This is a genomic window from Ignavibacteria bacterium, assembly GCA_017303675.1.
Taxonomy (GTDB): domain Bacteria; phylum Bacteroidota; class Ignavibacteria; order Tepidaquicellales; family OLB5; genus OLB5.
Window position 1 is genome coordinate 1220793 of the sequence record JAFLBX010000001.1, and the last position, 26591, is coordinate 1247383.

Genomic DNA, 26591 nt, shown 5'->3' on the forward strand with positions numbered 1-26591 from the left:
CTTTACTATATTAATCCGATAACTTCAGGTCATCGGATCAATAAATTTGTTTTGCTTTATTGAAACTGATCTCTGATATTTGATCTTACTTTATCAGCACCATCTTCTTGACATCTTTGTAAACACCGGCTTCAATTGAATAAAAATAAATACCGCTGGCAAGGTTTGTTCCGTCAAAGCTTACAGAGTATCTGCCTGCGTTTTTGTATTCATTGTTTACAAGCTCAGCTACAACCTGACCAACTGCGTTATATACTTTTAGTGTAACAAAAGTATTCTGCGGCAGCTCGAATTTAATTTCTGTAGAAGGATTGAACGGATTTGGATAGTTTTGCAATAGAGCAAAACTCATTGGATTTTCGTTGGTAGTAAAGTTAGGACTATCTGGTATTATGGAGCTACCATATATAGAAACGAAATCAGACTTAACTGACTCGTCTTCATATTTATCTATTGCTGTAATTTTGTACCTAAAGTATGTATCGTTTACGTTTGCCCCACCAATTCCGCATGATACTTCTGTGCCGTTCAAAATACTATTATCTATGAAATTTGCCGTATCATTGGGCGTGTAATCATCATAAGTTGCATGGTAAGTATAAGTTAACGGAGCTACGCTAGGATTAGAAGATGCAGCCCTGTATATTTTATATCTTTTATAAGTATCCCTGGAAACAACCCTTTCCATATCAGGCTCTAAATTATTATCCCATATTATCCTTGGGTGACCCACAGTTCCGTTACAATTAGCAACTTCAACAGCCCTGTAAAGCATTGGCTTTGAAGGCGGTGTAGCTTCTAGGATTTCGTCTAAATCCCAGCCTCCTTCACCGACTTTATAAATTTCCAGATTAGCTGTGTTGCCTGACATTGAATTTAGGTAAATAAAAATTCCCGAATTTTCATTATCCCAGTTAACCGTTGAAGGACTTGAGTATGGCGAAAATACTTCATTGTAATCTACTCTCCATGCATCCCATCTATCACCCTTCCACTCTCTTGAAGTCCAGTCTTCTTCGGAATTTGTAAACAGTCTATCTGTTCCTGTCCCGTATTGCTGAGATTCTTTTTTACCTTTGCTGAACCATTTTACATGATTGAAGCCAGACATAGTTTTGCTTACATTTTTTCCGTCACGTGCTGTTAAACTGTATGTTAACGAACTTGGATCGTTAACATTAAACACCGGAGCTGACTTTTCAAATACAGGCAGCCAGTAATTGGTAGGATCCCAATCAGGGGCAGCATTGTAGGAGTGTGTCCAGTTCCATAAACCATCTGCGCATTCCTGATCAATATGAATTCCAAACGGGTATCCGCCACCAGGAATTTCACCGGGATATGCGTGATATATGTATATGCCTTTGCCGTAATGTTCCTGATCGCCTAAATTGAAATAAGGATTATCATGACAGGTATCTCCCCACATTATTTTATCGTAGTAAGATTCCTTTTGTCTGTTTGCAATAATAAAAAACTCATTTCTGGTTGAATTTCCAATTGGTACCTTCAGCATTTGTGAAGTACTTCCTCTTGAAGTCCAGTCACCGATACTGTGAGTAACATCATTAAAATCTGTAACCTGTGGCTGTTGGTAATCTAACAGCATTAGTTCATACGGGCTCAAGTATTCTTCCAAACCCCAGTAATTATTTACTTTTGAATACGGCTGATGAAATTCAAAAAAATTGCCGTAACCAAAAAAATAATGGCCGTGTTCGTGTCCTGAAAAGCTCACAAGTGCCCATTTATCCAAAGGATCGTACAAAACACCATTTTCACATCCGCCGGGCGATATCTGGAAACCGGAACCGGTTTCATTAAATGCTCCTCTTATTTTTATAGTATCTCCGCCGCTGTTATATACTGTGTGATCACTTCCATGTGTACAGTTATCCTTAACTCCATAAGGCCTGAAATACCCGTCTGTATAATGCGGACTGCACGGATTACTTTTAGCTACAATATAAATCATATCAACAAATCCATCACCATCGCCATAAACAAAATTACCACCTACCTTTGACCACTTATCATAAGTTGGCCAGTTAATATCGAGATTATTTTCCAATGCTCTAAAAAGGTGTTCCATTACGCTGTCTTTCCCATTAGAAAATTGATTATAATAGCTCACTTCGTGCGGGAGGACTACATGAACTTCCTTTCCTACCAAATGTAATTTTCCGCGGGATACCTCCATCCAGTAATCGCTTAATGTTGCTGTATTTCCATTGTACGCATCCCACCAGTTAGAACCAAAGTTTGAAGATTTAGCAGTAGCAATAACATTTCCCATATACGTTGGCGGCTGATCATGTGAGCTTGGCCACCATTCAACATCACCGCCTGGATCATTTGTAAATTGAACATAAACTATCAAAACCGGAAAATATGCGGATTGTTCAGAAGTGTAATCCGCAATACTTTCAGGTTTATACAATCCACCTTCCAGTGAAGGAGCAGATTCCGGTGGTGTACCGGGAACAATGCAATTGAACCTGAATGCGTTGTTATTTTGTGTATAAACTATAGATGAAAATAGAAATAATATTGAAAGAACCTTTATTGTCTTCATACTGTTTAATTGTTTAGTTTTTATTAAAAAGTTGAATTATTTTTGTTGACAAAAAATTATGGCAGGCAAAAGGGCGCAGTGCCGCTTTTTAGCGGTTCTGCTTTTATTCCAAAACTTGGCGGTCGCGGAATCCCTTAGCTTGCCTTTAATCTAAAACCATGGCGGCATATTATTAAAACCTCCTTTCTCTTTATTTCAATAAAACAATAGTTTTTGATAGTATATTGTTCTTTGACTCAAGCCTGCAAATATAAATACCACTGCTTAACGAAATACCGTTGAATTTTACCTCATATCTGCCTGCTTGCATTTTTTTATTTATTAATTCGAATATTTCTTTTCCCAGCATATCATATACTTTTATCTTAATGTCATCTTCAAACGCCAGTTCAAAATGAATATTTGTTTCAGGATTAAATGGGTTTGGATATATTTTGCCAATTGCATGCTTATTTGGCATTTGAGTTTGGTTACTTGATACATTCACATAGGTTCCGCCATTAGTAGTTTTAAGAATATAGCCACCTCCCCCAACTACCCAGCCGGTAGTGTCATTTGAAAACCAGAAGTCGTTTCTAAATCCATTTATCGGCACGTTTTGCTGATACCAGCTAATTCCACCGTTGGTTGATTTAAAAATATGTCCAAAAGTCCCGCCACAATAACCGGTATTGTTGTTAGCGAAAAAGACTGAATATATTAGCTCGTTATTCGGGTAAGGCACCCTTGCAATACTGTCCCAAGAGATTCCAAAATTTGTTGTTCTGAAAACCATTCTGCCTAACCCGGATTCACCGCCTTCACCGATTGTCCATCCTGTGTTACCCACAAAACTAATTCTGTACAAATTAGGAGCGCTTGTTAACAATGGCAGTGATATTTGCACCCAGCTTACACCGCCATCGGTTGATCGGATTATCCATGCACCGTCACCACAAATTACACCTGTGTTTGCGTCCTTAAAATAGATATCCCTGTTAAAACTATTATTTGTGAATACTGAATCAAAGGAAATCCCTCCGTTTGTTGTTTTTAAAACATATCCGCCTCCGCTTCTTAAAAGCCAACCAGTGTTAAGGTTTATGAAGAAGCATTTAAAAAATGTTGAGCCAACACCCGTTGGTCCATCCCTGATAATCTGCCAGTTGCTTCCCCCATTGGTTGATTTAATGATAGTCTGAAACCAGCCGACACTGTAAACTGTATTGGCGTCAACGGCATCAATGCCCTCAAGCCTTTTAAAAAGTCCGGTATTTAGTTGTACCCAGTTAACTCCGCCGTTTGTGGTCTTTACAACAACCCCGCCATCACCGCATGCCCAGCCCGTGTTTTCATTTATAAAATCAATATCAAGCAGGCTTGTTGTCACACCGCTGTTTTGCTGCACCCACTGTGCCCAAGCAACATTGTGCAACAAAGAAATGGCAAATACCATGTATAATAATTTTTTCATAAAACTTATTGTTAAATTAAAATTAAATAATCTATCAAACAAAAAAGGACTGCCCCCTGTATTCAGGAGAAATCCTTTAATATGCGCGGCATCAAAAACAAGAATACAGGTTGTCTCATCTTTTTTACTCCGTTAAATTATTAATAATCACCAATGCAAAGGTAATTATGGGTAGTCGTAACATTTTTCTATAAGATCGTTTCTAAAAAAAAAAAAAAAAAATGATTGCAATTGCAAGGGCAATTTGTGAGTATAACAGTAAAACGGTAAAAATTTTCCTTTTTATGAATTAATTTTAAATATTTTTACAATTCTGCTTATACTATATTTGTATAACTATACTTTAACATAATGAGCCTACTCATAGAAAACGCATCGCAGGTTGTAACCTGCCATACACAGGGCAGAAAATTCAAAGCAGGTAAATTCCAGTCTGAAATAGGTTTGCTGAAAAATACCAGCATCTACACCGATGGCGGCAGAATAAAATGGATAGGCAATAAATTGCCGGCACGCTTTAGATCAGCCAAAATGAAAAAAATTGACGCGCGCGGTAAATGCGTGCTGCCGGGGTTTATTGATTCACACACACACCTCGTTTTTGCCGGCAGCCGCGCTGATGAATTTTCTATGCGCATTAAAGGCAGCACCTATGAGCAAATTGCAAAAGCCGGCGGGGGAATCATAAGCACCGTTAAAGCTACGCGAAAAGCATCAAAAGCAGAGCTTATTGAGCTTGCCCTGAAAAGAATAATCTCATCTGTGAGCTTCGGTGTAACTACCATTGAAGCAAAATCAGGCTACGGACTCGATACGGCAAGCGAATTGAAAATGCTTGAGGTTATAAATGAGCTCAATAGTGAGCTGCCTGTTGATATCTATTCTACTTTTCTCGGCGCGCATGCTTACCCCAAAGATAAAACCAAAACAGAATATCTTGAAGAAATACTCTATGAAATGATACCGCAAATTGCAAAACGCGAACTTGCTACTTTTATTGATGCATTTTGCGAGAAAAATTATTTTTCTGTGGCTGATACAAAAAAAATATTTATGCAGGGTATCAAATTCGGTTTGGTACCCAAACTTCACACAAACCAGTTTTATTCCATCGGCGGCATCGAAGCCGCCATTGAGTGCGGCGCAATTTCAGTCGATCACCTCGAAGTCATGAAACCATCCGACATCAAAACGCTAATAAATTCCGGTACAATTGCTGTAGTGTTTCCTGCAGTATCATATTTTCTTGATATCCCCTATGCGCCTGCGCGCAAAATGATAGAAAGTAAAATTCCCGTTGCCATCGCAACTGATTTTAATCCCGGCAGCGCTATGAGCGAAAATATTCAGCTTTCAATGAGTATGGCGGTTCACATGCTCAAAATGAACGTGGAGGAAGTGATCAATGCTGTAACTATTAATGCCGCTGCTGCGCTTGGGATATCACATAACGTTGGCAGCATCGAAACAGGCAAGCAGGCAGATATGGTAATTTTTGATACTCCCAATTACAATGACCTCCTCTATCATTTTGGCATAAACCAGGCGGAAGCTGTTATAAAAAGAGGTGAAGTCATATACGGCTAAATGCCATACACATTAAATCTTAACACCTTATTCTATAAGTTAAATCCTTAAAATCTTCCAAAAAACTGCATTATTCTGCACTTTTCCTTCACAATTAATGTTTAATACAGCCTTCGGGTTTTAATTTATGGGCAAAATCGCTTTTGCCCTGTGGATATGTAATTATATCTTTGTTCATAAGTAATTAACTAACTAACTAACAACCACAAACAAAATGAACAAAGTATTAAAGATAGTTTTAATAGCAAATCTTCTTATTATTCTGATAGCAGCCATAGGCTGCAGTGAAGATGGCAGTATAACACCTAACAATCCCAACAACAATGGCGGCAATACAACTACCACAATTTCAGGGATTGTAGTAAATGAAAACAACGAGCCGATCTCAGGGGTAACAGTTACAGCTCACGGTCAGATAAAAACTTCCGGTGCAAACGGTGAGTTTATGTTCACAGATATCACTGTTCCCGCAAACAGGCTGTTTGTTAAAGCTGAAAAACACGGTTACTTTACGGCAACCCGCGGCGAACAGCCGAAACAGGGTGCAACTGTACTTAAGCTTACAATGATGCCTAAATCTGTAACACATACAATTAACTCAACTTCAGGGGGAACGGCAAATCTAAACAACGGCTCAATGGTTGAAATTCAGCCCGGTTCTGTAGTCAAGAATGACGGTTCAACTTATGACGGGCCGGTTAATATGTCTGTGGTATATATGGACCCAACCGATGTTAAATTCACAGAAACAGTTGCAGGCGGCGATATGATGGCGAGAAGAAGTGATTCAAGTGACGCGGTACTGTATTCATACGGAATAATGAAGGTTGAAATGGAATCACCTTCAGGCGAAAAATTAAACGTAACAGGCAGCAAGCCCTCAACTATTACAACAACTATCCCGGCATCACTGGTATCACAGGCGCCGGCAACAATTCCCCTCTGGTATTTTGATGAGAACACAGGTCTCTGGCGTGAAGAAGGCGTTGCCACAAAACAGGGTAATAAATATGTAGGCACCGTTAATCACTTTACTGACTGGAACAATGATTACCCGGGCTACTTAACAAGAGTAGAAGGAAAGGTTGTTGATTGCCAGGGTAATGCGATACCCGGTGTTGTTGTTAAAGTAGGACAGACAATTGCTGTAACTGATGAGTTCGGGAATTATGTCCGCACAGTTCCCACCGGCGTTGAATTCACAATATCAGTCGAAGCTTCACAGAATTTCGGCATGTCAAGCGCTCCTGTACAGATCCCTTCTTTAACTCAGAACCAGGTTTACCAGGTGCCGCTTTGCCAGCTTGCATGTTTCCCTGTAATTACCGGTACATTTAAAGATTGTAACAACAATAATATATTCGGTACACTTTCCGTTTTCTGGGATAACCGGAACCAGGGTATCATGCCTACACAGACTGGTGCATTCAGGATTTACGTTGCCCCGAATAAACAGGCGCGTTTGAAGTTCACTTCGTATAACGGGCAGGTGATAGATACAGTTGTTCAGACACCTTCCTCTGCAGTTACTTTGAATCTTGGCGATCTGCGTTCATGCAGCGGCAATCCGGGTGATTGCGAAAACAGCTTTGTTATCACAGGCGCCGGATATAATAATAAATATGTCAGGCTTCAGACTGCAGTTGCATTGGGTTACTACTCAGTTAAAGATAGCGTAACAGGATTATCTGCTGCGGGAATGGATACAGCTTCGTTTTCACTGGTATTTCCCGGCAAAACCACAGGTTCTTTTGCATGGCAGTCAGGCTCACTGGTTTATAAAAACCTTGTTTCAGCGGCAGCTAAAACATTGAACATCAATGTAACACATTACGGCGCTGTTGGAGAAGATATCAAAGGTACATTCGAAGGAACATTCCAGTCAGGACAGGGTGAGATCACTATTACCAACGGTAAATTCTGTGTTGTGCGCCACCCCGATGTTGATTGAGAGGAAATAGAAATTAATAGTTAACATAAAATAAATATCAATTGAATACCACAGATTCTCAACAGTATTCGCAATTATTCCCGCTGATCTTATTAGCGGGATTTTTGTTTTTTATGGTGTTTATATGCCTTAAATAAACCATTTTTAATGATTATTGTGAAAATCCCTTACATTTAAACATTCAATAATAAATGCTAACTTTGTAGTATATTTACAAAATTTATCGCAATTTATATGAGAAAAATAGTTGAATGTGTTCCCAATATTTCCGAAGGAAGAGATGAAAAAGTTATCAACGCTTGCGCAGATGCAGTTCGCGCAGTAGAAGGTGTTACACTGCTTGATGTAGATCCGGGCAGGTCGACAAACCGCACGGTATTTACATTTGTGGGCGACCCTGACTCCGTAGTTGAAGCGGCATTTCAATTCACAAAAACAGCTTATGAATTAATTGATATGACAAAGCACTCCGGTGCGCACCCAAGAATGGGTGCTGTTGATGTTTGCCCCTTTGTGCCTGTGGCTGGAGTCACCACCGAAGACTGCGTGGAGTGCTCCAAAAAATTCGGAAAACGCGTTGGCGAAGAACTTGGCTTGCCGGTATATTTGTATGAAGAAGCATCAACAAATCCAGCACGCAAAGCATTAAAGCAAATAAGGCAAGGCGAGTATGAAGGAATAAAAGACAGGATAATTAAACCTGAATGGAAACCCGATTTCGGTCCGCAGGAATTCAATCCGCGCTTCGGGGCTATGGTCACAGGTGCGAGATTTTTCCTGATAGCGTATAATGTGAATATACTCGGCACCAAAGAACAGGCTCACCGCATTGCGCTAAATATCCGCGAGCAGGGCAGGGGACCTAATGAACCGGGCAGACTAAAAGCTATCAAAGCCATTGGCTGGTATGTTGATGAATACAACATGGCACAGGTATCTATCAATCTGGATAACTATACCATTACGCCTCCTCATATTGTATTTGAAGAGTGCGTTAAGGACGCAAAAGAACTTAATCTCGCGGCAGCAGGCAGTGAGTTGGTTGGGTTGATACCGCTTGAAGCAATGCTAATGGCTGCTGAATATTATATACAGAAAGAAAAGCTGTTTATTGTTGATGAAAAACAGAAAATAAGGCTTGTTGTTGAAAGGCTTGGACTTAATTCTGTATCTCCGTTTATACCCGAAAAAAGAATAATTGAATACATGATAGCCGAAAGCGGGAATGAGCCGCTTGCATCTATGACAGTTCGCAGCTTTGTTGAGCTTGTTGGTGCCCGCACTTCAGCTCCCGGGGGCGGCAGTGTTTCAGCACTAATAGCTTCAATGGGCGCAGGACTTGGCGCAATGATGGGCTGGATGAGCTACGGCACAAAAAAATTCGAGCATCTTGATGCAGATATGAGAAGGCTGATAGCACCGCTGCATGAAAACATGAAAAAGCTTATTCCAATGATAGATGCCGATACTAATGCATTTAATGATTACATGACTGCAATGAAATTGCCCAAAGATACTGATGAGCAGAAAAAACACCGCTCACAGCTTATGCAGGAGGGTTTGAAAAAAGCTATTAATGTACCGCTTGGTGTAATGAGAACAGCTGATGAATGCTGGCCGTATATGGTTGAGCTTGCAAAGCTTGGCAACGCAAGCTCGGCAAGTGATCTTGCCGTTGGCGCAAAATCTCTTGAAACCGGTATTTGGGGCGCATTAAAGAATGTTGAAATAAACATGGGACAGGTAACCGATGAAAAGTATAAAAAAGATGTTATGAAGGAAGCCGGTGATATCATGAAACGCGCTGAGAAGAACCTGGCTGAAGTTGAGAAAATATTGAACAGCAGAAATTAAAAAGTATTGAGCCCCGCCAATTATCCTGTTGTAAAAATATGCTGCATAAGCAGTATAGAAGAAGCAGCTCTTGCCATTAAGTACGGAGCAAACGCATTGGGGCTTGTTGGAAATATGCCCAGCGGTCCCGGTGTTATTAGTGATGAACTGATCGCTGAAATTTCCGCTTACGCACCTGAGAACATAGAAACTTTTCTGCTGACTAGTGAAACAACAGCGGATCAAATTATCAGCCATCATAATAAAGTAAATACTTCAACTATACAGATAGTTGACAGAATCGAAACCATGGTTTACAGATCCCTTAGGAAAGAGCTTCCCGGTATTAAGCTTGTACAGGTTATTCATGTTATAGATGAAGATTCAGCGGCAGAAGCTGCGGAGTATGCACAATTTGCAGATGCACTGCTGCTTGATTCCGGGAACCCCTCGCTTGCGGTAAAGCAGCTTGGCGGAACCGGCAGAACTCATAACTGGGAGCTTAGCCTGAAAATTCGTGAGCTGGCTGAAATTCCGGTTTACCTGGCCGGTGGAATAAATCCGGCAAATGTAAATGATGCCTTTAATTTTGTAAAGCCATTCGGCATTGATCTTTGCAGCGGCGTTAGAACAGCAGGACGGCTGGATGAAGCAAAGCTTCGGGATTTTTTCAATGAAATTAGAAAATTTAAATCAGCTTAATATAATTTCTTATTAAAAAGATTTTATTAATATTCTTAACTTCAGTAATTGTGCTGCTACTTGCAGGGGCAGTGTCTTACTTTTTATTTCTTCCCGGTGATACGGGGATTGTCAAAACACCTCTGCCGCAGGGATCAGTATCGGATTCTATTGTTGTATTCAAAGCTGATAGAAAAATGCTGCTATATTTTAAGAGTAAAATCCTTAAAACTTACAGCATATCATTAGGTGATAACCCTGTGGGACATAAAGAAAAAGAGGGGGATGAAAAAACTCCGGAAGGCCTTTACAGCATAAGCGGAAGGAACCCAAACAGCAAGTATCATTTATCTCTCAGGATATCATATCCCAATGAACAGGATAAGCTTAATTCCCAAATGAACGGTTACTCTCCAGGCGGAGATATTATGATTCATGGTTTGCCTAACAATACAGGGTTTCTTGAGAATTATTATGTTAATAATGACTGGACTGATGGCTGCATTGCTGTAACAAATGAAGAAATCAGGGAGATTTGGAGCGCCGTTAGTGACGGCACTCCGATTTTTATAAATAAGTAAACATTCAATTCCTTGTATATTGAATCTTCCATATCTGCATCCATGTAGCCCCGTTATCAGCCGATGACTCCCACAGCCATGTAAATGAGCTTTCCTTAATATCGGTAAATGTCATTTTCTGGATTATTTCTTTTCCAGTTTTGTTCAAAACTTTTCTTTGCATGTACATGTTTTCACCGTCCTTACCGCCGGTAAAATCCATATAAGCCCCGTTATTATCTACCCAGGTCTGCTGCCAGATTTTTTTAGCCGGGTTATATACAGAAACACTCCTGCCCAGAAAAGTCCCGTCACCTGAGGTGAAATTCTCTTCAATTACGCAGCCTCCCAGTATTTTTGTAATTACATTTGTACCGGTTTTTACAGTGCCATCAGGGTCCTTCCAGTTAAGCTGCCAGTTACCGACCCAAAAATCAAACTGCGATGCTTCAGGAGCCATACATGGTTTATCCTCAGTCTGCGCATGGGTAACGGCTATTGAAAGTGTTACTGCTAAAATGAATATTACTGCTAATGCAGCTTTGTATGTTATTTCCATAATTTATTATTTTATAAGCGCCTGTTAATAAATCAAGCCTGGCTGTACAACAGCTTTGCTTGACCGCCCTCGTTGCTTAACAGGCGCTTGAAATTTATTTAATGATTACCAGTTTTTTCGTTTCCTTAAAATTGCCTGCCTGCATTGTATAAAAATATACACCGCTTGTAAATTCCTCAGCATTAAAATTTGTTTCATATTCACCCGCGTTTAGCTCACCATTAACCAATTCAGAAACCAGCCTGCCGGTAACATCATAAACAAAGAGTTTTACATTTGAAGATCCCGGAATTGCAAACCGTATTTTAGTAACAGGGTTAAATGGATTAGGATAGTTCTGCTCAAGTTTGTAGATGATAGGTATTACTGTTCCTGTTTGGCTAAGACCTATAATTACTTCGTTCAAACCCTGTCCTTCAACCAGCCGGTAGAACTTGTTTGGTGTAACATTGGTAAACACCTGCTGTAACCCGCCGCCCCATTTTACTATTATAGAATCAATAATCGTCGCATTGTGCAGCCCAAAATGAACATTCAGCATATTCATTGAATTGAAGCTGTTCTGAGCGTTAATTTCCCGTATCTGCCATTTTGGCACGCCGTTTATAACAGCTTTAATTTTTACAATTGTACCGAGTGCCGATTTATTTGTCATACCCGTGGTTGGACCCGAGCCTATACAATTAATGTTCACCCATTTATTGTTATTATTCGTTTCATTCCTGAAAAGTCCTTTGGTTGCATTTGTACCGGCAATGAACATATCCAGGTCTCCATCGCTGTCATAATCAGCTAATGTTGTTCCATAAGTCTGGCCGTTAATGTTAACTGCAAGTGTATCAATCCTTATAAAGAAACCGCTGCCGTTATTGGAATAATACCTGCTGAATCCGGCATCGTTTGTTATGAAACAATCAATATCTCCGTCATTATCAAAATCACCCCAGGTATTGCCAAGCCATGCACCTGCATCACTTACAATACTTCCCACTTCTGCTGCAGTCATTTTTACATAATACCGCGGTCCCTCGCACTTGTAAAGCCTGTTCCTGATATTTGTTGAATAATTTGTTAAGAATGCATCAAGATCACCGTCATTATCTATATCTATCCAGTTCCAGTTCTGACCGTCAACAATATCAGTTCCGATTATCCCTGTATCTATTCTGTTGAAATAATATGGAACATTCTGTTCCTTAAGATAATTTCTGTAAAGGTAATCCTTTCCGCCGATACTGTTTGCCGGACCCGTGCCTATGAACAGGTCAATATCACCATCCTGGTCATAATCACTGAACATTGGAACTGTAAATGCATCAATAGAATCTGTAATATCGGTGGTATCTACCCGCGTAAAAGTTCCGTTGCCGTTATTATAAAAGAAGCGGTTTTGATGAGAAACACCTCCGAAACCTGAAGCAACTGCAATAAACAGGTCAGGGTAGGTATCATTATTTACATCTCCCCACACACATCCCCAGCCAGTATTTGCGCTTGAATCTGCTATTGAACCGGTTAGTATTTTTGTAAATGTTCCGTTGCCGTTATTTTTATATAAGTGTGAGTATGGCGCGCCCTGATTTGTTGATACAGCAAAGAAATCTATAAACCCGTCGTTATCATAGTCAGCCCATGAATTACCAAGAACAGTTCCTATAAATGGGATCGAGTTTGTAAGCTTGATGAAATTTCCGTTTCCGAGATTTTTGAATATCTGGCTTCGTGAAATATACAGATCCAGCAGAGCGTCATTGTCAATATCAACCCAGCTCGTACCTATGTAATTACCCGAGAGCGGTTCATTGACAATTGGATTTGAAGCATCAGTTACCTTCACAAAAAACTGCGCTGAAGCTGAACCCGGAAAATAAAGTAAAAATAGAAGTGAAAGGCTGAAAGTTTTAATAAAATACCGCAAAAAGTACCTCCTTATAAGTTTTTACAAATATAGGAAGTGGGCTGTTACCGCATTATTTGAAAATTGACTTTTTTGAGAGCCTGTAATTTTCAGGCGATAGATTATATGTGTTTTTGAACAAAAAACTGAAGGAACTTAGAGATTCATACCCGCAATCCTGGCAAATTTCGGTAATTGATAAGCTTGTGTTTTCAAGCAGTGATCTGGCTTTTGCAAGCCTGGTTTGTTTCAAGAATTGATAAGGGGATAAACCTGTATATGATTTGAACTGCCTGAGGAAATGATGTGTGCAGAGTGAAGATACTTTCGAAAGAATATCAAGATCTATCGGTTCGTGGCAGTTTGATACGATATAATCCTTTGCTTTATTGAGCCTGTTAAAAAGCTCGATGCGTGTAGAGCGTTTTACTGATCTCAGCTCATCAGCCTTTTTTGATGCAGCAAGCTGAACCCGGAAAGTATGCTCAAGTATGCCGTGCATTAATTCATTCAGCATAACGGTATCATGATATCCGCTTTTTAAAGCAAATCTGATACTGTTTACATAATTGCCAAGAGTGATATCTGTATGATACAGCTTCTGAAAAAAGTTCACCGGATATTTATCCCTTACTTCGGGGAAATCCAGAAGGTATTCATCGTTATTGAACGTTGAGTAAAACACATCTTCAACAAATTTTGCCGTGAAGTTCAGTGTAAATGATTCAACAGGACTATCGGAATCTATAAGACTCTGATATATTGAATCCCTGTTAAGTATCAGATATGTATTATCCCGAACTCCATATTTCATGTTGCCCAATATGTACTGTTCGCTTCCGCCGAACGCGAATTTAAGAGAAAGAGTCGTCCAGTGTTCAGGATAATAAAGGTATGAAAACCTTCCGTTAAGTATAACGTTCTGCTCAACAAACTGCCTGTTCCACTGCCTGTTGTTGAACCTGAAATCTTCCAGATCCGGAAATTGTGTTATTACTTTAACACTCATTTTGTATGTGTAATACCTGTTTAATTAAGCTAAATTTAGAGAAAATTATGGATAAAAGAAACCACGAAAGGGGAAATTATTAATTTTGAATGTGAAGAATATTCACCACTAAGTCACTCAGGACACTTAGAGTTTAATCTTCATACCTTAATTCCTGCAGTTTCCAGTGTATAGCTCTTACGGCAAATGTCCAGTGGTTTCCCGTATGTCCATGCCAATCAAATTTAAGATGCCAAATTGCATCTTGTTGATCAGGTATCGAGTTTGTATTAAATACTAACAAATTTGATTTAATATCATGATAGATTTCTGACAGGTCATTTGCAAGACTTTGAGGGGTTACTTCTTTTTCTTCAATCTCATCTGAATCTGGGTACGGATCAAAGTTACTGAAGTATGGTTCTACATTTTTAAGAAATATACTCAACTTTTCTAAATAATACCTAAATTTTGAAAGATCTCTAAATTCATTACGATCAAATTTTACTATGTTGCCTCTACTGCAATTCGGTAAATCAAATCCCTTTGAATAATAATTCACTAAAGTTTTCTGAATATGATATAAAAAGTCTTTAACTGAATATTTATTGTAGTTTTCAAGAACTTTGCAGTAATCTTCGCACGCGCTAATAAAATCAGTAATTTCTTTGACTTTTAATTCTTCTTCATTTAAGCCAATTGGATTGTGGTAAATTTTGACTTTATGCTCATTATTTGAGACAAATTCTTTTGCTTCATACCAGCTTCCAGCATACAGAAATTCTAAAAATTCATTATTAATTGTTTTGTTAACGCTATCATCAATTATTGCAACATCGCAATAACCATCTGCTGATGAAATCCTTTTAAGTTCATTTCTTACAGATTGCCAATCAAGTTTTATTATGGCGGAATTGACAATAATAAAATCTATACTTTTCTCTTTTAGATTTGTATTAATTATGTCGCCTACAACTAAATTCAAACCTGAGTATTTTGATTTAAGATGTTCGTAAGGTTGAATATTTTCAGCGACAAAAGTAACATTATCTGAAAGAGTAGCAAATATTTCTTCAATATTAACTTTACCTGTTAAAATTACAGCGACTTTATTTTCCGGTTCTAAATCTAATCCTATTCCTATATCACTATCTTTGAAATAATGAACAATTTCTTTTAAGTATTCCATAATGCTCAAGATTTATGGTTTTAAATTAAAACTATTAGTGCCCTTTGTGCCTTAGTGGTGAGTGCTTTTCTACTTCAAATACTTCTCAAACCAGCCGGTTATACGTTTGTACTGATCCAGCCAGCTTGTTTGCCTGTAGAAACCGTGAGCTTCTTTGGGATAGATCATGACCTCAAAATCCTTTTTGTTATCAATAAGCTTTTGTGTAAGCTGCACCATATCCTGGAAAAACACATTATCATCCAGCATACCGTGTGTCATAAGTAAATGTCCCTGCAGGTTTTCTGCGAAAGTATATGGTGAAGATCGTTCATAATACTCCGCAACATCTTCTGTTTCAAGGTCACCAAACCTTGCAAGCGTGTACCAGTAATTGCTGTAGTAGTAATTTTTCCAGTTTGATACTGCGCGCAGTGATACACCCGCCTTAAAAAGCTCAGGGTGTTTGAACATCGCCATCAGTGTTGTAAAGCCGCCATAGCTGCCGCCGTATATCCCGACCTTATCTTTATTAATAAAACCTTTTGCATCCAGAAAGTTTATGCCGCTTATGTAATCTGATACTTCCCAATATCCAAGATTCCGGTAAGTTTTGTTGCGGAATTCCTTACCATAACCCATGCTGCCCCTGAAATCGATATCAAGCACAACAAAATCATTTTGGGTGATGAAAGTATTTACCATAAAGTTATCGCGGTAAGGTGAAAACCCGAATGTAACATTTTGAAGGTAGCCTGCACCATGGACAAAACATATCAGCGGGTATTTTTTCTTCGGATTAAAATTTCTCGGCTTGTATAACAATCCGTAAATCAGCTGCCCGTCTTCTTCATTATTGAATGTAATAAGCTCCGGCAGATTCCAGTCAATTGCTGTGAATTTAGGTGATATAGTATTGGTAAGCTGTTTTTCCTCACCTGTTTCCAGGCTGTATGAATAAAGCTCATTCGGTTTATTAATGTATGAATGTGAATAAAACAGGTATTTCCCGTCCCGTGATAATTTCAGGTCTTCAGCATCGCCTTCGGCTGTGGTTAATTTTGTAAAATTACCGCCTGTCAGATCCGCTGAATATATATTATAGATATAGGGGACTTCAGCGTTAGCAGTAAAATATACTTTACCGGCTGTCCGGTCAACTACAGAAGTAAGTACTGTAAAATTTCCCGGTGTTACCGGTGTAAAATTTGTGCCATCTATGTTAACCTTGTAAAGATTGTTGAAACCGGATACTTCAGACTCGAACAAAACTGTTTGGCTATCAATAAATAAAGTGCTGTTTGAGTGCCTTTCATACCATGCAGGGTCAGATTCAGTATAGATCTCTTGAACCTTCTTAGTAACAACATCGTAAATGAAAAGCTTTCTGTGATGGCGGTCCATTGTCTCGATATCCAGCAGCAGTTTGCTGCCGTCAGTGGAGTATTCCGCGAAAGTAGTTGAATACCTCTGGCTGTCAGGATACACAAATTCATTTATAACCTTATATAATGAATCTTTCCCGGCCCTTTTTATAGCAATATCAAACAGTTTAACTTTTGATATACCGCGTTTTTTTGTTTCGGCTTTAACGAACTTTTCATTGTAATCAGGAAATACAAGCGGGCGTTTGGTAGTGTTATCATAACGGGCAGCAAAAATTCTAAGCACACAATCATTATCAGCCCTAAAACTATCTGTCATATCTATTACCTGGTATGAAACAGAATCAGATTCATCGCCGGTTAATGCGAGCTCATTTGAGCTTGCCTTCGTACTGTCATACCTCACCAGGTAATAATTACCGCTGCGCCTGTAAACAACATAGCTTCCTATAACCTGCGGTGAATATTCATATTTATCTGTTTCTGTCAGCCTTATATCTTTGGTATAGCTGCGGGAATTGACAAAATCTTTGGTTAAGTAAAGGTCACCGCTTATTATTGTAACAGCATTGCCGTTTGGCATAACCACAAATTCTGAAGCAGTTTCACCAGTATCGGAATATTTATAATTCTCCCCGGTTTCATAATTCATATCAAACAGGCTCAGCATGCCGTCATAGTCATCATCGGCATAATAGTATATTTTTTTTGAATCAGTTTGAATGAATTTTAATGAGGGGCGCGGATTTACTATGCCTGTATCCTGGAAAATATATTCCAGGGTTACTTCCTGTGAGAAGGATATTACAGGTAGTGTCATGAGAAAAAATAGTAATAAAACTGCTTTCTCTGAAAATATTAGTAAAATCAGTCTATGAGAACCTTCACTTCGCTTCGCTTCGTTCAGGACTGGTTTAATAATGCAATTCTTCAACTTTTTCTCTTTCCCTTATCAGGTACTGCTTATCACCGTCAACCAGAACTTCTGCAGGGCGCAGCCTTGCGTTGTAGTTTGACGATAGCGAATAGCCGTAAGCGCCTGTTGTTAATACTGCAAAACGGTCGCCGCGCTCCATAACCTGTATGCTGCGTTTAGTTGCAAGGAAGTCTGATGTTTCGCATACCGGGCCTACTATATCAACAGTTTCAAAGCCGGTATCTTTTAAAGTTGTTGGTACAACCTGGTGATAAGCCTGGTACAGACAGGGACGCATGAGGTCATTCATTCCTGTATCGGTTATAATAAATTTCTTTAACTCACCCTGTTTGGTATATAATACCTTGCCAACAAGAATACCTGCATTTGCAACCAGTGACCTGCCCGGCTCGATGACTAATTTTTTATTGTAAGCAGAAAGCATTTTCAATACTGATTCAACATGCTCGCCAAGCGGTGAGTATCTTGCTGTATCATCATCTTCTGTGGGTATATACCTGTGTGTAAGTATATTTTTATACTGCACTCCGAATCCGCCCCCAAAATTGATATAGCGGATATTTATTCCCATCTTTTCAACTTTTTCTATCAGGTCTCCAAGGTATTTTACCGCTTCAATGTATGGATTAACTTCTGTTATCTGAGAACCGATATGTGAATGAATTCCAATAAGATCTATATTCGGAAGCTGGCTTGCAGTTTTAAAAACATCCATAATATCCTTGCTGTCAATTCCGAATTTATTTTCTTTCATTCCCGTAGTAATGTATGGGTGAGTTTTTGCATCAATATCCGGATTAACCCTTATCGAGATCCTTGCAATTACTCCAAGCTTATGGGCAATTCCTGATATCACTTTAATTTCCTGCAGTGATTCAACCGTAAAATTAAAAATATTTTCCCTGAGTGCGTATTCAATTTCCTCATCAGTTTTTCCAACGCCTGTGAAAGTGATTTTATTTCTAAGATAACCGAACTTCAGGGCTAGGTAAAGCTCACCGCCTGATGCTACTTCCGCTCCTGCGCCTTCTTCTGAGAGAAGCTTCAGGATTTCTGGGTTTGAATTTGCTTTAATTGCATAGCAATTAATGAAATCAAGCTTTGAATTTACCAATGGCTGGTTGATTTCCCTGTAATTTTTAAGTATCTGGTTCTTGCTGTAAATATACAAAGGTGTTCCGTATTCTTTTGCAAGATCTTCAACTAAAAAATTTTCTGCATATAAATTGTTATCTTTAAAATAAAAGTGGTTCATATATATTTATTAATTCATTTAATTGACAGCAAAAATAAACTTTTGTTATGACTTTTGAAATGGTATAATTGAAGTTCAATGAATTCAAAAAAAAAGCTGCATGAATTAACCGCAGCTTTTTTGCCGAACTGAATTTAATAAAAATTAACTTTTGCTCAATGTTACATATTCTTCCAGAAGTACTTCCTTGGCTTTATCAATTATGGTTGTAACCATTTTTTTGGATGCAAATTGATTTTTTGGATCAATATGCTTCTTGATATTTTTCCAAAGAGCTTCTTCGAATATATTTAAAGCTATTTGAATCTCTTCTTCTTCAAATCCTGCAGCAAACCTTTCATCTGAGATCAGATCCATGTAGCTTATCATATTATCACACTTTTGAGTCTCTACGCACTTTGTAAGTGCCAGCAGAAGGTTCGAATATTTTTTGTATATTTCTTCTCGGCGGAATTTACTGTAATGAGGAAGCTGTACCCTCATCAAGGCGGCAGTAGCTTCCTGAAGGATCAGTTCAGGCTTGTTGTAAATTAATTCCAGAAGTGTCATATTATAACCCCTCATTTTGAAATTTAGTGTATGATTCCTTAAGAAGATAATTACAATTATGAACTTGAGAAATACACTAAAAACTTCTCAAAATAACCCTGCGAGAAATATCATAGTATTGTATGATAACTATATACAAGTTAAAAAAATTAAAAGCCGCTTCTGTAAAAAAGCGGCTTGTTCGTAAATACCTGCAGCTAGATCAGCTTTTAATTATCAGCTGCGTTCCAGAATTGCATATTCGCCTATTAACTCCTGCTTAGCCCTGGCAATTATTTCTGTGATAAGCTTCATTGATGAATTTTGTTTATCACTATCTACCAGCTCATAAATATTTTTCCAGAGAGCTTCTTCGAAAATATTTATTGCGACCTGTACTTCTGCAGGCTCAAAACCCATTGCGAACCTTTCATCTGAAAGCCTGTTCATATATGATGAAAGCTCTTTGCATGAATTTTTTTCAGCGCAAACTGTAACAGAATCAAGAAGCTTTTTGTAACGTTCCTTCAGTTCTGTTTTGCTGAAATTGTTATAATGCGGAAGGTGAGCTCTTACAAGTGTGTTGGTTGCGTCTAGCAGGATCTTTTCAGGCTGGTTATACAGCAGCTCCAGAAGTGTCATATTTTATTTTCTCCTGTTAGTTGAAAAATAAAATCACAACAGAAAATAATAAATTATATCACTTGTTGAAATACAAATTTAACATTTTTATAAGAATCATATTTAATTATGAGAATTATCCATCACTCAACAAAAAAGCCGGGTGTAATTCCCGGCTTATATTCTTTAAATTTTGCTATTTTTAAAAATCCATTCCGTCATCACCGTTATTATTGTCATCATTGTTTCTCTTTTTACCTTTTTCAAATTTGTTTTTTTCCTGCTGGCCAAACCTGTAGCTTATGTTCAGGAAAAATGTTCTTGCATCTCTTTTTCTTTCGAAAGTTTCGTAATATCCGGTGCCGCTGATATTAGCTTTGAACTTAGCTTCATCAAGCAGGTCGCTTACGCGGAAGGTCAGGCTGAGCTTCTTATCGAAGAAATCTTTTTTTATGGCAGCATCAAGCATTGAAAACGGCTCAAAAGTACCCTGTGCATTGTAATTTTTGCCGGAGTAAAAATATGAAACCTGTAGACTCATATCCGCCGGAAGCATTAATGTTGACATTGCTCTTGCTGTCCATGAATAACCGCTGTTTGATAGACCGGAGCCAAGATTCGAAGCGTCAATTTCAGTTTTATAGTAGCTGAATGTACCGTTTAATGTCCAGATCTTTGCTGGTTGTGTGTTCAGTATCAGCTCACCCCCGTAAGACTTAGACTTATTGTAGTTTACAAATGTTGAAAGTGTGGTGATACTGTCAATTAAAGTTCTTGAGCGGGATATCTGGTCCTTTGTCTGCCTGTAAAATAATGTTGGTGTAATTGTGGCAAAAGGAAGGTATTGAATATAGCTTAGCTCCAAAGCGTCTGTAAATTCCGGATTCAAATTTGGATTACCCTGTGAAAGTGTGTTGGATCCGCCCATCATGCTTATTGTTACAAACGGATTTAACTGCCTCATTCTTGGCCTGTTAACCCTTCTTGCATAGCTTAGCTGAATTTCACTGGATTTGCTTATCTTTTGTGATATGCTGGCACTCGGGAAAAAATCAATATAGCTTTTGTCAAAGGTCTGGCCATTGTTCATCAGCTCTCCCTTAATTATAGTTTGTTCAACCCTAGCCCCCAGGGAAAATCCGAAATCACCGATCTTGTTTGTATAAATACCGTATGCAGCATGTATCTGCTCTTTATATATGAAGTTATTTGATGAATTCAGGTCAGTTATATACTCTCCGGTGTTATAATCAAATACATCAACCCGGTAATCATTATCTCTTTTTTTATAGCTGCCGCGGTAACCGGTTTCAAATTTTGCATCTTTGCTGAACGGGTGAACATAATTCAGGTCTGCAATATATGCGTCGTCTTTTTCAGATGTGTATTCATTCCTGTTTACAGGCTCAGGAACCACGGGTGTGATGTAAGTATCGTAGGTATTTGTAACTTCATCATCTTTATCCCTTGAAAATGAAAGGTCGGTGGTAAATACCTGCTGAGGGTTTTTGAATCTTAAAGTATAGTTCGCTGCAATATCATAGTTTAATCCGTCATCTTCATGTGTGGTAGTATTAAAATACTGCGAGGTCAATACATTAGAAGTATTATAAACGAAGTCATCAGTAACATCAAACCTCGAACGTTTTGAATCTCTTAAGTTAAAAGATAGACCTATTGTATTTTGTGGATTTAAATAAAGATCCACCCCAAACTTAGCATTATGTCCCTGCATATGTCCGCGGGCATTGCTTGATTCATCTGTAAAATATGAATCTGAATTAATATAATTAAAACGCTGGTTTAACCCGGTAAAAATCATCCTGTGAGAGTTATATCCATAATTCCCGTAAAAATGATACTTATTGTTCTTTAAGCTGAAGCTTAATTGCCCGCTGTATTTATCACGTGTTCCGATATTAAGTCCTAAAGTACCATTATAACCCATTCCACGGTTTTCATTTTTTTTAAGAACAATATTAATAATACCTGAAGAGCCTTCAGCTTCATATTTTGCAGAAGGATTAGTGATAAGCTCTATACTTTCTACCTGCGTGGCAGAAATCTGTGCAAGCATATCGCCGCGGTTTGTTCCTTCAAGTCCTGATGGCCTGCCGTCTATCATTATCTTTACGCCTTCACTGCCTCTTAAGCTGATATTATTATCCTGGTCAACTGTTACCGAAGGTATTTCCTTCAGCAGGTCTATAACTGTACTTCCCTGGTTGGTTATGTTCTTGCCTACATTAAATACTTTTTTATCCGGGCGGAACTCAATCTGGCTTTTTTCGCTTTCAACCACAATTTCATCGGTAGTGGTTGTACCTGTTGATAGCTTTACGGGTTCGAGTGTAAGTGAAAGGTTATTCGGATTGATGTTTATTCCGCTAACAACTGAAAAATTATAACCTACAAGGTTAACTTTAATATAATACCTGCCGAACGGGATATCAGATAAAATAAATTTCCCTGCTGCATCAGTCTGAATTCCTTTTACAATGCTGGAATCTCTAACTTTGTTAATTGTAACATCTGCTCCTTCTATCGGATTTCCGGTTGTTTTATCTATTACAGATCCTGTTACAGTTCCGCTTTCCTGAGCTTTAAGCTCAATGGAAATAAACCCTGCTGCGAAAAAAACTATAACTGTAAATACAATTTTTAATATTATGCTCTTAAATATATTATTCATAATTCCTCTATTTTTGTGCTTATTTTCTGTTACTATAATAACACAAATATAACTTTTAATGATTCGTTTTACTGTAAAATTATGTAAATGCTTTGTATAAAATGGTAATTATCATTTAAAGGAAGTTTTTCCTGTAATTTCTATACAGCCGGCAAAATTTGCCAGATTATTCAGCTTATTTATGTAGTTTTGTTTGAATATTTCATCCGGTTTGAAATTTTTTTCCCAAAATTCATTTATAATAATGAACTTACCTGAATTCCGATCGGCTTTTGCATCTATTCTGCCGGCAAATGTATTGCCATACAGCACAGGAAGGCAAAAATAACCGAATTTCCTTTTTGCAGCCGGCACATAACACTCTATTAAATAATCAAACCCGAAAATATCCTGCAGGCGTTTACGCTGTATCACTATATTATCAAAAGGAGAAAGGATATGAACATCATCCTTATGAAGCGGTTTGTTCAGTAAGCCAAGTATCTTTTTTGTGCTGTAATAAGTTTCTTTTTCATTTCCTGAAATATTCAGGCTAACGATCTTTTTTTCATCAAGCAGCCTCTTCAGTACTTTCTTTGTTGATGAACGGTCATGATGCCTCAAATATGTGAGCTCCTTTTCAGCTGAAATACCGTTTGCTGTAATGGATCTCATAATAAGGTGTTCTGAATGTTCCTCATCTGAAGGGAAGCTCAGGTCAAGATCTGCAGGAAGCACCCTTTCGGGAAGGTCATATACTTTCTGAAAGCTTTTTCTTGCCCTTGCCATAAGCCTGCCCGTATGGAAAAGAAATTCAAGCCCCTCCTTGGCTGGTTTCCAGTCCCACCATAAGCCGCGTTTTTTGCTTTCTTCAAAATCACGTGACTGCTGCGGACCTTCATTCGAGATCCGATCTAAAATGAACTTCAGCAATTTTTTATTTTTGCTTTCCCATCCCTTGTATTTTGCAGCATACATTTTTTTGCGTGGCAAAGAAAACCTGAAATGCTTCATCGGCATATATGCCGCAGCATGGTCCCAGAATTCAAATACCTTCCTGTCATTATCTATAAGCTCATCCAGCATTGTATTTTTATACTCTGGAAGTCTTGTCCATAAAACATGCTTATGAGCCCGCTCAACAATTGATATGGTATCGATTTGTACATAACCAAGTACATTGATAATATTGAGCAGTTTGTTCTTTGTATTACCTTTTAATTCGTAGCCGGTGTAAAGGTTATTTGCTGCAAGGAAACGCGCCTGTTCTTCGGAAATTTTTTCAATTTTCATATCGGCAAAAATAATAATTCGATCATTCAATTTAAGTAAATAAAAAATGCCGCTTTTTTAGCGGCATTTTTATCAGAACTTGTCATTCCAGGTACTGTTTAAAAGCCAAATCCGTCATTTCCCGGATTTTCGCGGTTGCTGTCTTTTCTTCTGCGCTGCTGGTTTTTATCTGCTTCGCCGAATTTATAACTTAACCCGAATGTTATAACGCGTGTATCCCTTTTTCTTTCAAACTCTTCACGGTAGGTCCTGTCGTTATTAATATTTACTTTGAACTTAAGTGTATTGAATATATCACTTACCCTTAAAGTTGTTGTAAGCCTTCCGTTAAACAATTCCTTCTTCAGCGAAGCATCAAAGGAGCTGAAGGGTTCAACAGTTGCCTGCGCGGCAAGTATATCACCTGAATAGAAATAATTCAGCTGCAGGCTGAACTGGTACGGTAAAAACAGTGAAGAAGAGATCCTGCCGCTCCACGTGCTGCCTTCATTTACATATGCAGAAGAAATATTTGAAGCATCTATTTCGGTTTTGTAATAGCTAATGCTTCCGTTAATATTCCAGAACTGAACCGGCTGTGAGTTGAAGATAAGCTCTGCACCGTATGATTTGGATGTATTATAATTTGCAAATGTTGTGAGCGTTGTGTTGCTGTCTATATATTCTCTTGTTCTTGAAATGAGATCTTTTGTATGCCTGTAAAAAACTGTTGGTGTTAAGCTTGTACCGGGCAAATACTGTACCATGCTCAGCTCGTATGAATCTGTATATTCCGGCTTTAGATCTGGGTTGCCTGAAAAATAATTATTTGGGTCTGTTGCGTTAACAAAAGGGTTAAGCTCCCACATACCAGGCCTTCTTATTCTCCTGCTGTAGCTTAGCTGCACTTCATTTGATTTCCCCAGCTTTGCGGTTATATTCGCACTCGGGAAAATATCAAAATAACTGTTCTTTACCTGGGTGTTATTTAATACCAGCAGGCTTTTTACATTTGTATGCTCTACCCTTGTGCCTGCTGTATAGCTGAATATTCCTTCAGTGCTTGAAAATTGTACGTAAGCTGCGCTTACTATATCCCTGTATTCAAAATTATTTGTCAAATTTGTATTAGTTACATACTGGTTCAAATTGTAGTCAAACTGGCTGTTGGAATAATCATTCTTTTTATCCCTCAGGCGGATTTTATAGCCGGTTTCTATTTTAGTATTTTCTGTGAACGGGTGAACGTAATCTGACTGTATAGAGAAATCTTTATCGTTAATTTTACTTGTTTCTTGTATCAATCCCGGGTTTTGATTTACAGGTAATATATAATTTTCCTGTGTAAAACCGCTTTCATCATTATTGTTCTGTGAATAGATCGCATCAGTTGTAAGTGTCTGCTTCGGGTTTTTGAATTTGAATATATGATTTAATGCAATATCAAGCGTATTATTTTTTGAACTGACATTATAGTCGTTCAATGAGCTTGATGTTATTATATCATTAATATCAAATGCTTTAGAGCTAATAAGCTCACCACGGTTGCGTGTTGAATTCTGATAAGTAACAGAAAAGCCTAATGTATTCTGCGGATTGATGAAATAATCCATTCCGCCTTTTACAAAATGAGATTTGATCCTTGATCTGCCGTCATAGCTTTGAGTAAAAATGTTTTCTGTTGTACTTAAGCTGTTTGTCCGATCTGTGCCTCCGGTAATAAAAAAGTTATTTATGTTGTAGCTGTAGTTCGCAAAAAATTGTGTATTGTTGCTTTTCAGGTTCAGATTTAACGATCCGTTGTATTTATCCCTTGAGCCCGCATTAAGTGAAAGATTACCGTTGTACCCGAAGACTTTCGTTTTTTTGGTTACAATATTAATTATACCGGAAACTCCTTCAGCTTCGTATTTGGATGACGGGTTTGTTACAAGCTCAACGCTTTCTATCTGGTTTGCAGGAATCTGCTCAAGCAATTGGGTCCGGTTTTGCCCGTCTAGGCCGAACGGCCTGCCGTCAACAGTTATCTTTACATTAGTATTACCCCTCAGGCTTACATTTCCGTCTGCATCAACAGAAACAGAGGGAATGTTCTTCAGCAGCTCAATTAAAGAGCCGCTCTGGTTCATCGGATTTTGTGAAACGTTAAATACTTTTTTATCACCATCAAACTGAACAAAGCTTTTCTGGGTTTCAACAAGTATCTCTTCTGTGGTTGCTGTTCCTGAGCTAAGCTTGATTGGGTCGAGATTTACCGCACTGTTTTCAGTGCTCAGGATTATACCTTTTGCATTCACAGTACTGTATCCCACAAAGCTTGATCTTACTGAATATTTTCCAAAAGGTATATCACTGAAGGAAAATTTTCCTTCCTTATCGGTTGTGGTACCTTTCATCACAGTTGAATCAGATGCTCTCAGCAGCGTAACATCTGCTGATTCTACCGGCTGGCCGCTGGATTTATCCAGAACAGTGCCGGTAATAGAGCCTGTAGAAGTTTGGGAGCTAACAGAAAATGTAAAAATTAAAAAAAAGAGGACTGCGGGAATTGAAATATATTTCATTACTCGGTAAATGTAATTTAAATTACAAAAATGGATGAATGTATGTACTTAAGTTATTTAGATACAAAAATAAGGGAAAAGGTTGCAAATAAGCTTCTTTTATACT

18 protein-coding genes are annotated in these 26591 nt (G+C 38.3%); 5 read left to right on the plus strand and 13 right to left on the minus strand.

Translation table 11 applies throughout. The features are described 5' to 3' along the window. Window positions 1-85: 85 nt before the first annotated feature. Window positions 86-2575, minus strand: coding sequence for a T9SS type A sorting domain-containing protein (locus tag J0M37_05570; GenBank protein ID MBN8584546.1), 2490 nt, complete (start codon window positions 2573-2575; stop codon window positions 86-88). A 190-nt stretch (window positions 2576-2765) separates the two neighbouring features. After that, a complete protein-coding gene (locus J0M37_05575; protein ID MBN8584547.1) occupies window positions 2766-4028 on the minus strand; it encodes a T9SS type A sorting domain-containing protein in 1263 nt (420 codons plus the stop codon). A gap of 348 nt (window positions 4029-4376) precedes the next feature. On the opposite strand from J0M37_05575, the gene J0M37_05580 reads away from it, so the two are divergent. From J0M37_05580 to J0M37_05600, 5 genes are all read left to right on the plus strand, one after another. Further along, on the plus strand, window positions 4377-5615 hold the full coding sequence (locus tag J0M37_05580; GenBank protein ID MBN8584548.1) for an imidazolonepropionase: 1239 nt from the start codon (window positions 4377-4379) through the stop codon (window positions 5613-5615). 214 nt (window positions 5616-5829) lie between these two features. Continuing rightward, complete coding sequence (locus tag J0M37_05585; GenBank protein ID MBN8584549.1) at window positions 5830-7566, plus strand: hypothetical protein; 1737 nt, start codon at window positions 5830-5832, stop codon at window positions 7564-7566. A 234-nt stretch (window positions 7567-7800) separates the two neighbouring features. After that, a complete protein-coding gene (ftcD, locus tag J0M37_05590) occupies window positions 7801-9420 on the plus strand; it encodes a glutamate formimidoyltransferase (protein MBN8584550.1) in 1620 nt (539 codons plus the stop codon). 6 nt (window positions 9421-9426) lie between these two features. Continuing rightward, the gene (locus J0M37_05595; GenBank protein ID MBN8584551.1) at window positions 9427-10101 is read left to right on the plus strand and encodes a phosphoribosylanthranilate isomerase; all 675 of its coding nucleotides are present in this window, start codon (window positions 9427-9429) and stop codon (window positions 10099-10101) included. Between the two features lie 50 nt (window positions 10102-10151). Continuing rightward, window positions 10152-10661 carry a L,D-transpeptidase family protein gene (locus tag J0M37_05600; protein MBN8584552.1) on the plus strand — a complete coding sequence of 170 codons (510 nt, stop codon included), beginning with the start codon at window positions 10152-10154 and terminating at the stop codon, window positions 10659-10661. Between the two features lie 4 nt (window positions 10662-10665). Here J0M37_05600 and J0M37_05605 read toward each other — a convergent pair whose 3' ends face one another. From J0M37_05605 to J0M37_05655, 11 genes are all read right to left on the minus strand, one after another. Further along, window positions 10666-11199, minus strand: coding sequence for a DUF1579 family protein (locus J0M37_05605; protein MBN8584553.1), 534 nt, complete (start codon window positions 11197-11199; stop codon window positions 10666-10668). Between the two features lie 94 nt (window positions 11200-11293). After that, a complete protein-coding gene (locus J0M37_05610; protein ID MBN8584554.1) occupies window positions 11294-13117 on the minus strand; it encodes a VCBS repeat-containing protein in 1824 nt (607 codons plus the stop codon). A gap of 52 nt (window positions 13118-13169) precedes the next feature. After that, window positions 13170-14105 carry a helix-turn-helix transcriptional regulator gene (locus J0M37_05615; protein ID MBN8584555.1) on the minus strand — a complete coding sequence of 312 codons (936 nt, stop codon included), beginning with the start codon at window positions 14103-14105 and terminating at the stop codon, window positions 13170-13172. A gap of 133 nt (window positions 14106-14238) precedes the next feature. Continuing rightward, entirely contained in the window at window positions 14239-15273 is a 1035-nt protein-coding gene (locus tag J0M37_05620; protein ID MBN8584556.1) for a DUF5063 domain-containing protein, read from the minus strand. A 69-nt stretch (window positions 15274-15342) separates the two neighbouring features. Further along, on the minus strand, window positions 15343-17457 hold the full coding sequence (locus J0M37_05625) for a prolyl oligopeptidase family serine peptidase (protein ID MBN8584557.1): 2115 nt from the start codon (window positions 17455-17457) through the stop codon (window positions 15343-15345). Between the two features lie 94 nt (window positions 17458-17551). Continuing rightward, complete coding sequence (gene lysA, locus J0M37_05630; GenBank protein ID MBN8584558.1) at window positions 17552-18829, minus strand: diaminopimelate decarboxylase; 1278 nt, start codon at window positions 18827-18829, stop codon at window positions 17552-17554. Window positions 18830-18973: 144 nt separating this feature from the next. Then, a complete protein-coding gene (locus J0M37_05635) occupies window positions 18974-19378 on the minus strand; it encodes a hypothetical protein (protein ID MBN8584559.1) in 405 nt (134 codons plus the stop codon). Window positions 19379-19594: 216 nt separating this feature from the next. Continuing rightward, on the minus strand, window positions 19595-19999 hold the full coding sequence (locus J0M37_05640; protein ID MBN8584560.1) for a hypothetical protein: 405 nt from the start codon (window positions 19997-19999) through the stop codon (window positions 19595-19597). A 181-nt stretch (window positions 20000-20180) separates the two neighbouring features. After that, the gene (locus J0M37_05645) at window positions 20181-22670 is read right to left on the minus strand and encodes a TonB-dependent receptor (protein ID MBN8584561.1); all 2490 of its coding nucleotides are present in this window, start codon (window positions 22668-22670) and stop codon (window positions 20181-20183) included. Between the two features lie 111 nt (window positions 22671-22781). After that, window positions 22782-23942 carry a YcaQ family DNA glycosylase gene (locus tag J0M37_05650; protein ID MBN8584562.1) on the minus strand — a complete coding sequence of 387 codons (1161 nt, stop codon included), beginning with the start codon at window positions 23940-23942 and terminating at the stop codon, window positions 22782-22784. A 98-nt stretch (window positions 23943-24040) separates the two neighbouring features. Beyond that, a complete protein-coding gene (locus J0M37_05655) occupies window positions 24041-26485 on the minus strand; it encodes a TonB-dependent receptor (GenBank protein MBN8584563.1) in 2445 nt (814 codons plus the stop codon). Window positions 26486-26591 lie beyond the last annotated feature (106 nt).

What these genes read in the sequence shown, in the direction of transcription:
- J0M37_05570 (MBN8584546.1), bottom strand. Translation starts at nt 2,575, where the DNA reads ATGAAGACAATAAAGGTTCTTTCAATATTATTTCTATTTTCATCTATA.
- J0M37_05575 (MBN8584547.1), bottom strand. Translation starts at nt 4,028, where the DNA reads ATGAAAAAATTATTATACATGGTATTTGCCATTTCTTTGTTGCACAAT.
- J0M37_05585 (MBN8584549.1), top strand. Translation starts at nt 5,830, where the DNA reads ATGAACAAAGTATTAAAGATAGTTTTAATAGCAAATCTTCTTATTATT.
- ftcD (MBN8584550.1), top strand. Translation starts at nt 7,801, where the DNA reads ATGAGAAAAATAGTTGAATGTGTTCCCAATATTTCCGAAGGAAGAGAT.
- J0M37_05605 (MBN8584553.1), bottom strand. Translation starts at nt 11,199, where the DNA reads ATGGAAATAACATACAAAGCTGCATTAGCAGTAATATTCATTTTAGCA.
- J0M37_05615 (MBN8584555.1), bottom strand. Translation starts at nt 14,105, where the DNA reads ATGAGTGTTAAAGTAATAACACAATTTCCGGATCTGGAAGATTTCAGG.
- J0M37_05620 (MBN8584556.1), bottom strand. Translation starts at nt 15,273, where the DNA reads ATGGAATACTTAAAAGAAATTGTTCATTATTTCAAAGATAGTGATATA.
- J0M37_05625 (MBN8584557.1), bottom strand. Translation starts at nt 17,457, where the DNA reads ATGACACTACCTGTAATATCCTTCTCACAGGAAGTAACCCTGGAATAT.
- lysA (MBN8584558.1), bottom strand. Translation starts at nt 18,829, where the DNA reads ATGAACCACTTTTATTTTAAAGATAACAATTTATATGCAGAAAATTTT.
- J0M37_05635 (MBN8584559.1), bottom strand. Translation starts at nt 19,378, where the DNA reads ATGACACTTCTGGAATTAATTTACAACAAGCCTGAACTGATCCTTCAG.
- J0M37_05640 (MBN8584560.1), bottom strand. Translation starts at nt 19,999, where the DNA reads ATGACACTTCTGGAGCTGCTGTATAACCAGCCTGAAAAGATCCTGCTA.
- J0M37_05645 (MBN8584561.1), bottom strand. Translation starts at nt 22,670, where the DNA reads ATGAATAATATATTTAAGAGCATAATATTAAAAATTGTATTTACAGTT.
- J0M37_05650 (MBN8584562.1), bottom strand. Translation starts at nt 23,942, where the DNA reads ATGAAAATTGAAAAAATTTCCGAAGAACAGGCGCGTTTCCTTGCAGCA.
- J0M37_05655 (MBN8584563.1), bottom strand. Translation starts at nt 26,485, where the DNA reads ATGAAATATATTTCAATTCCCGCAGTCCTCTTTTTTTTAATTTTTACA.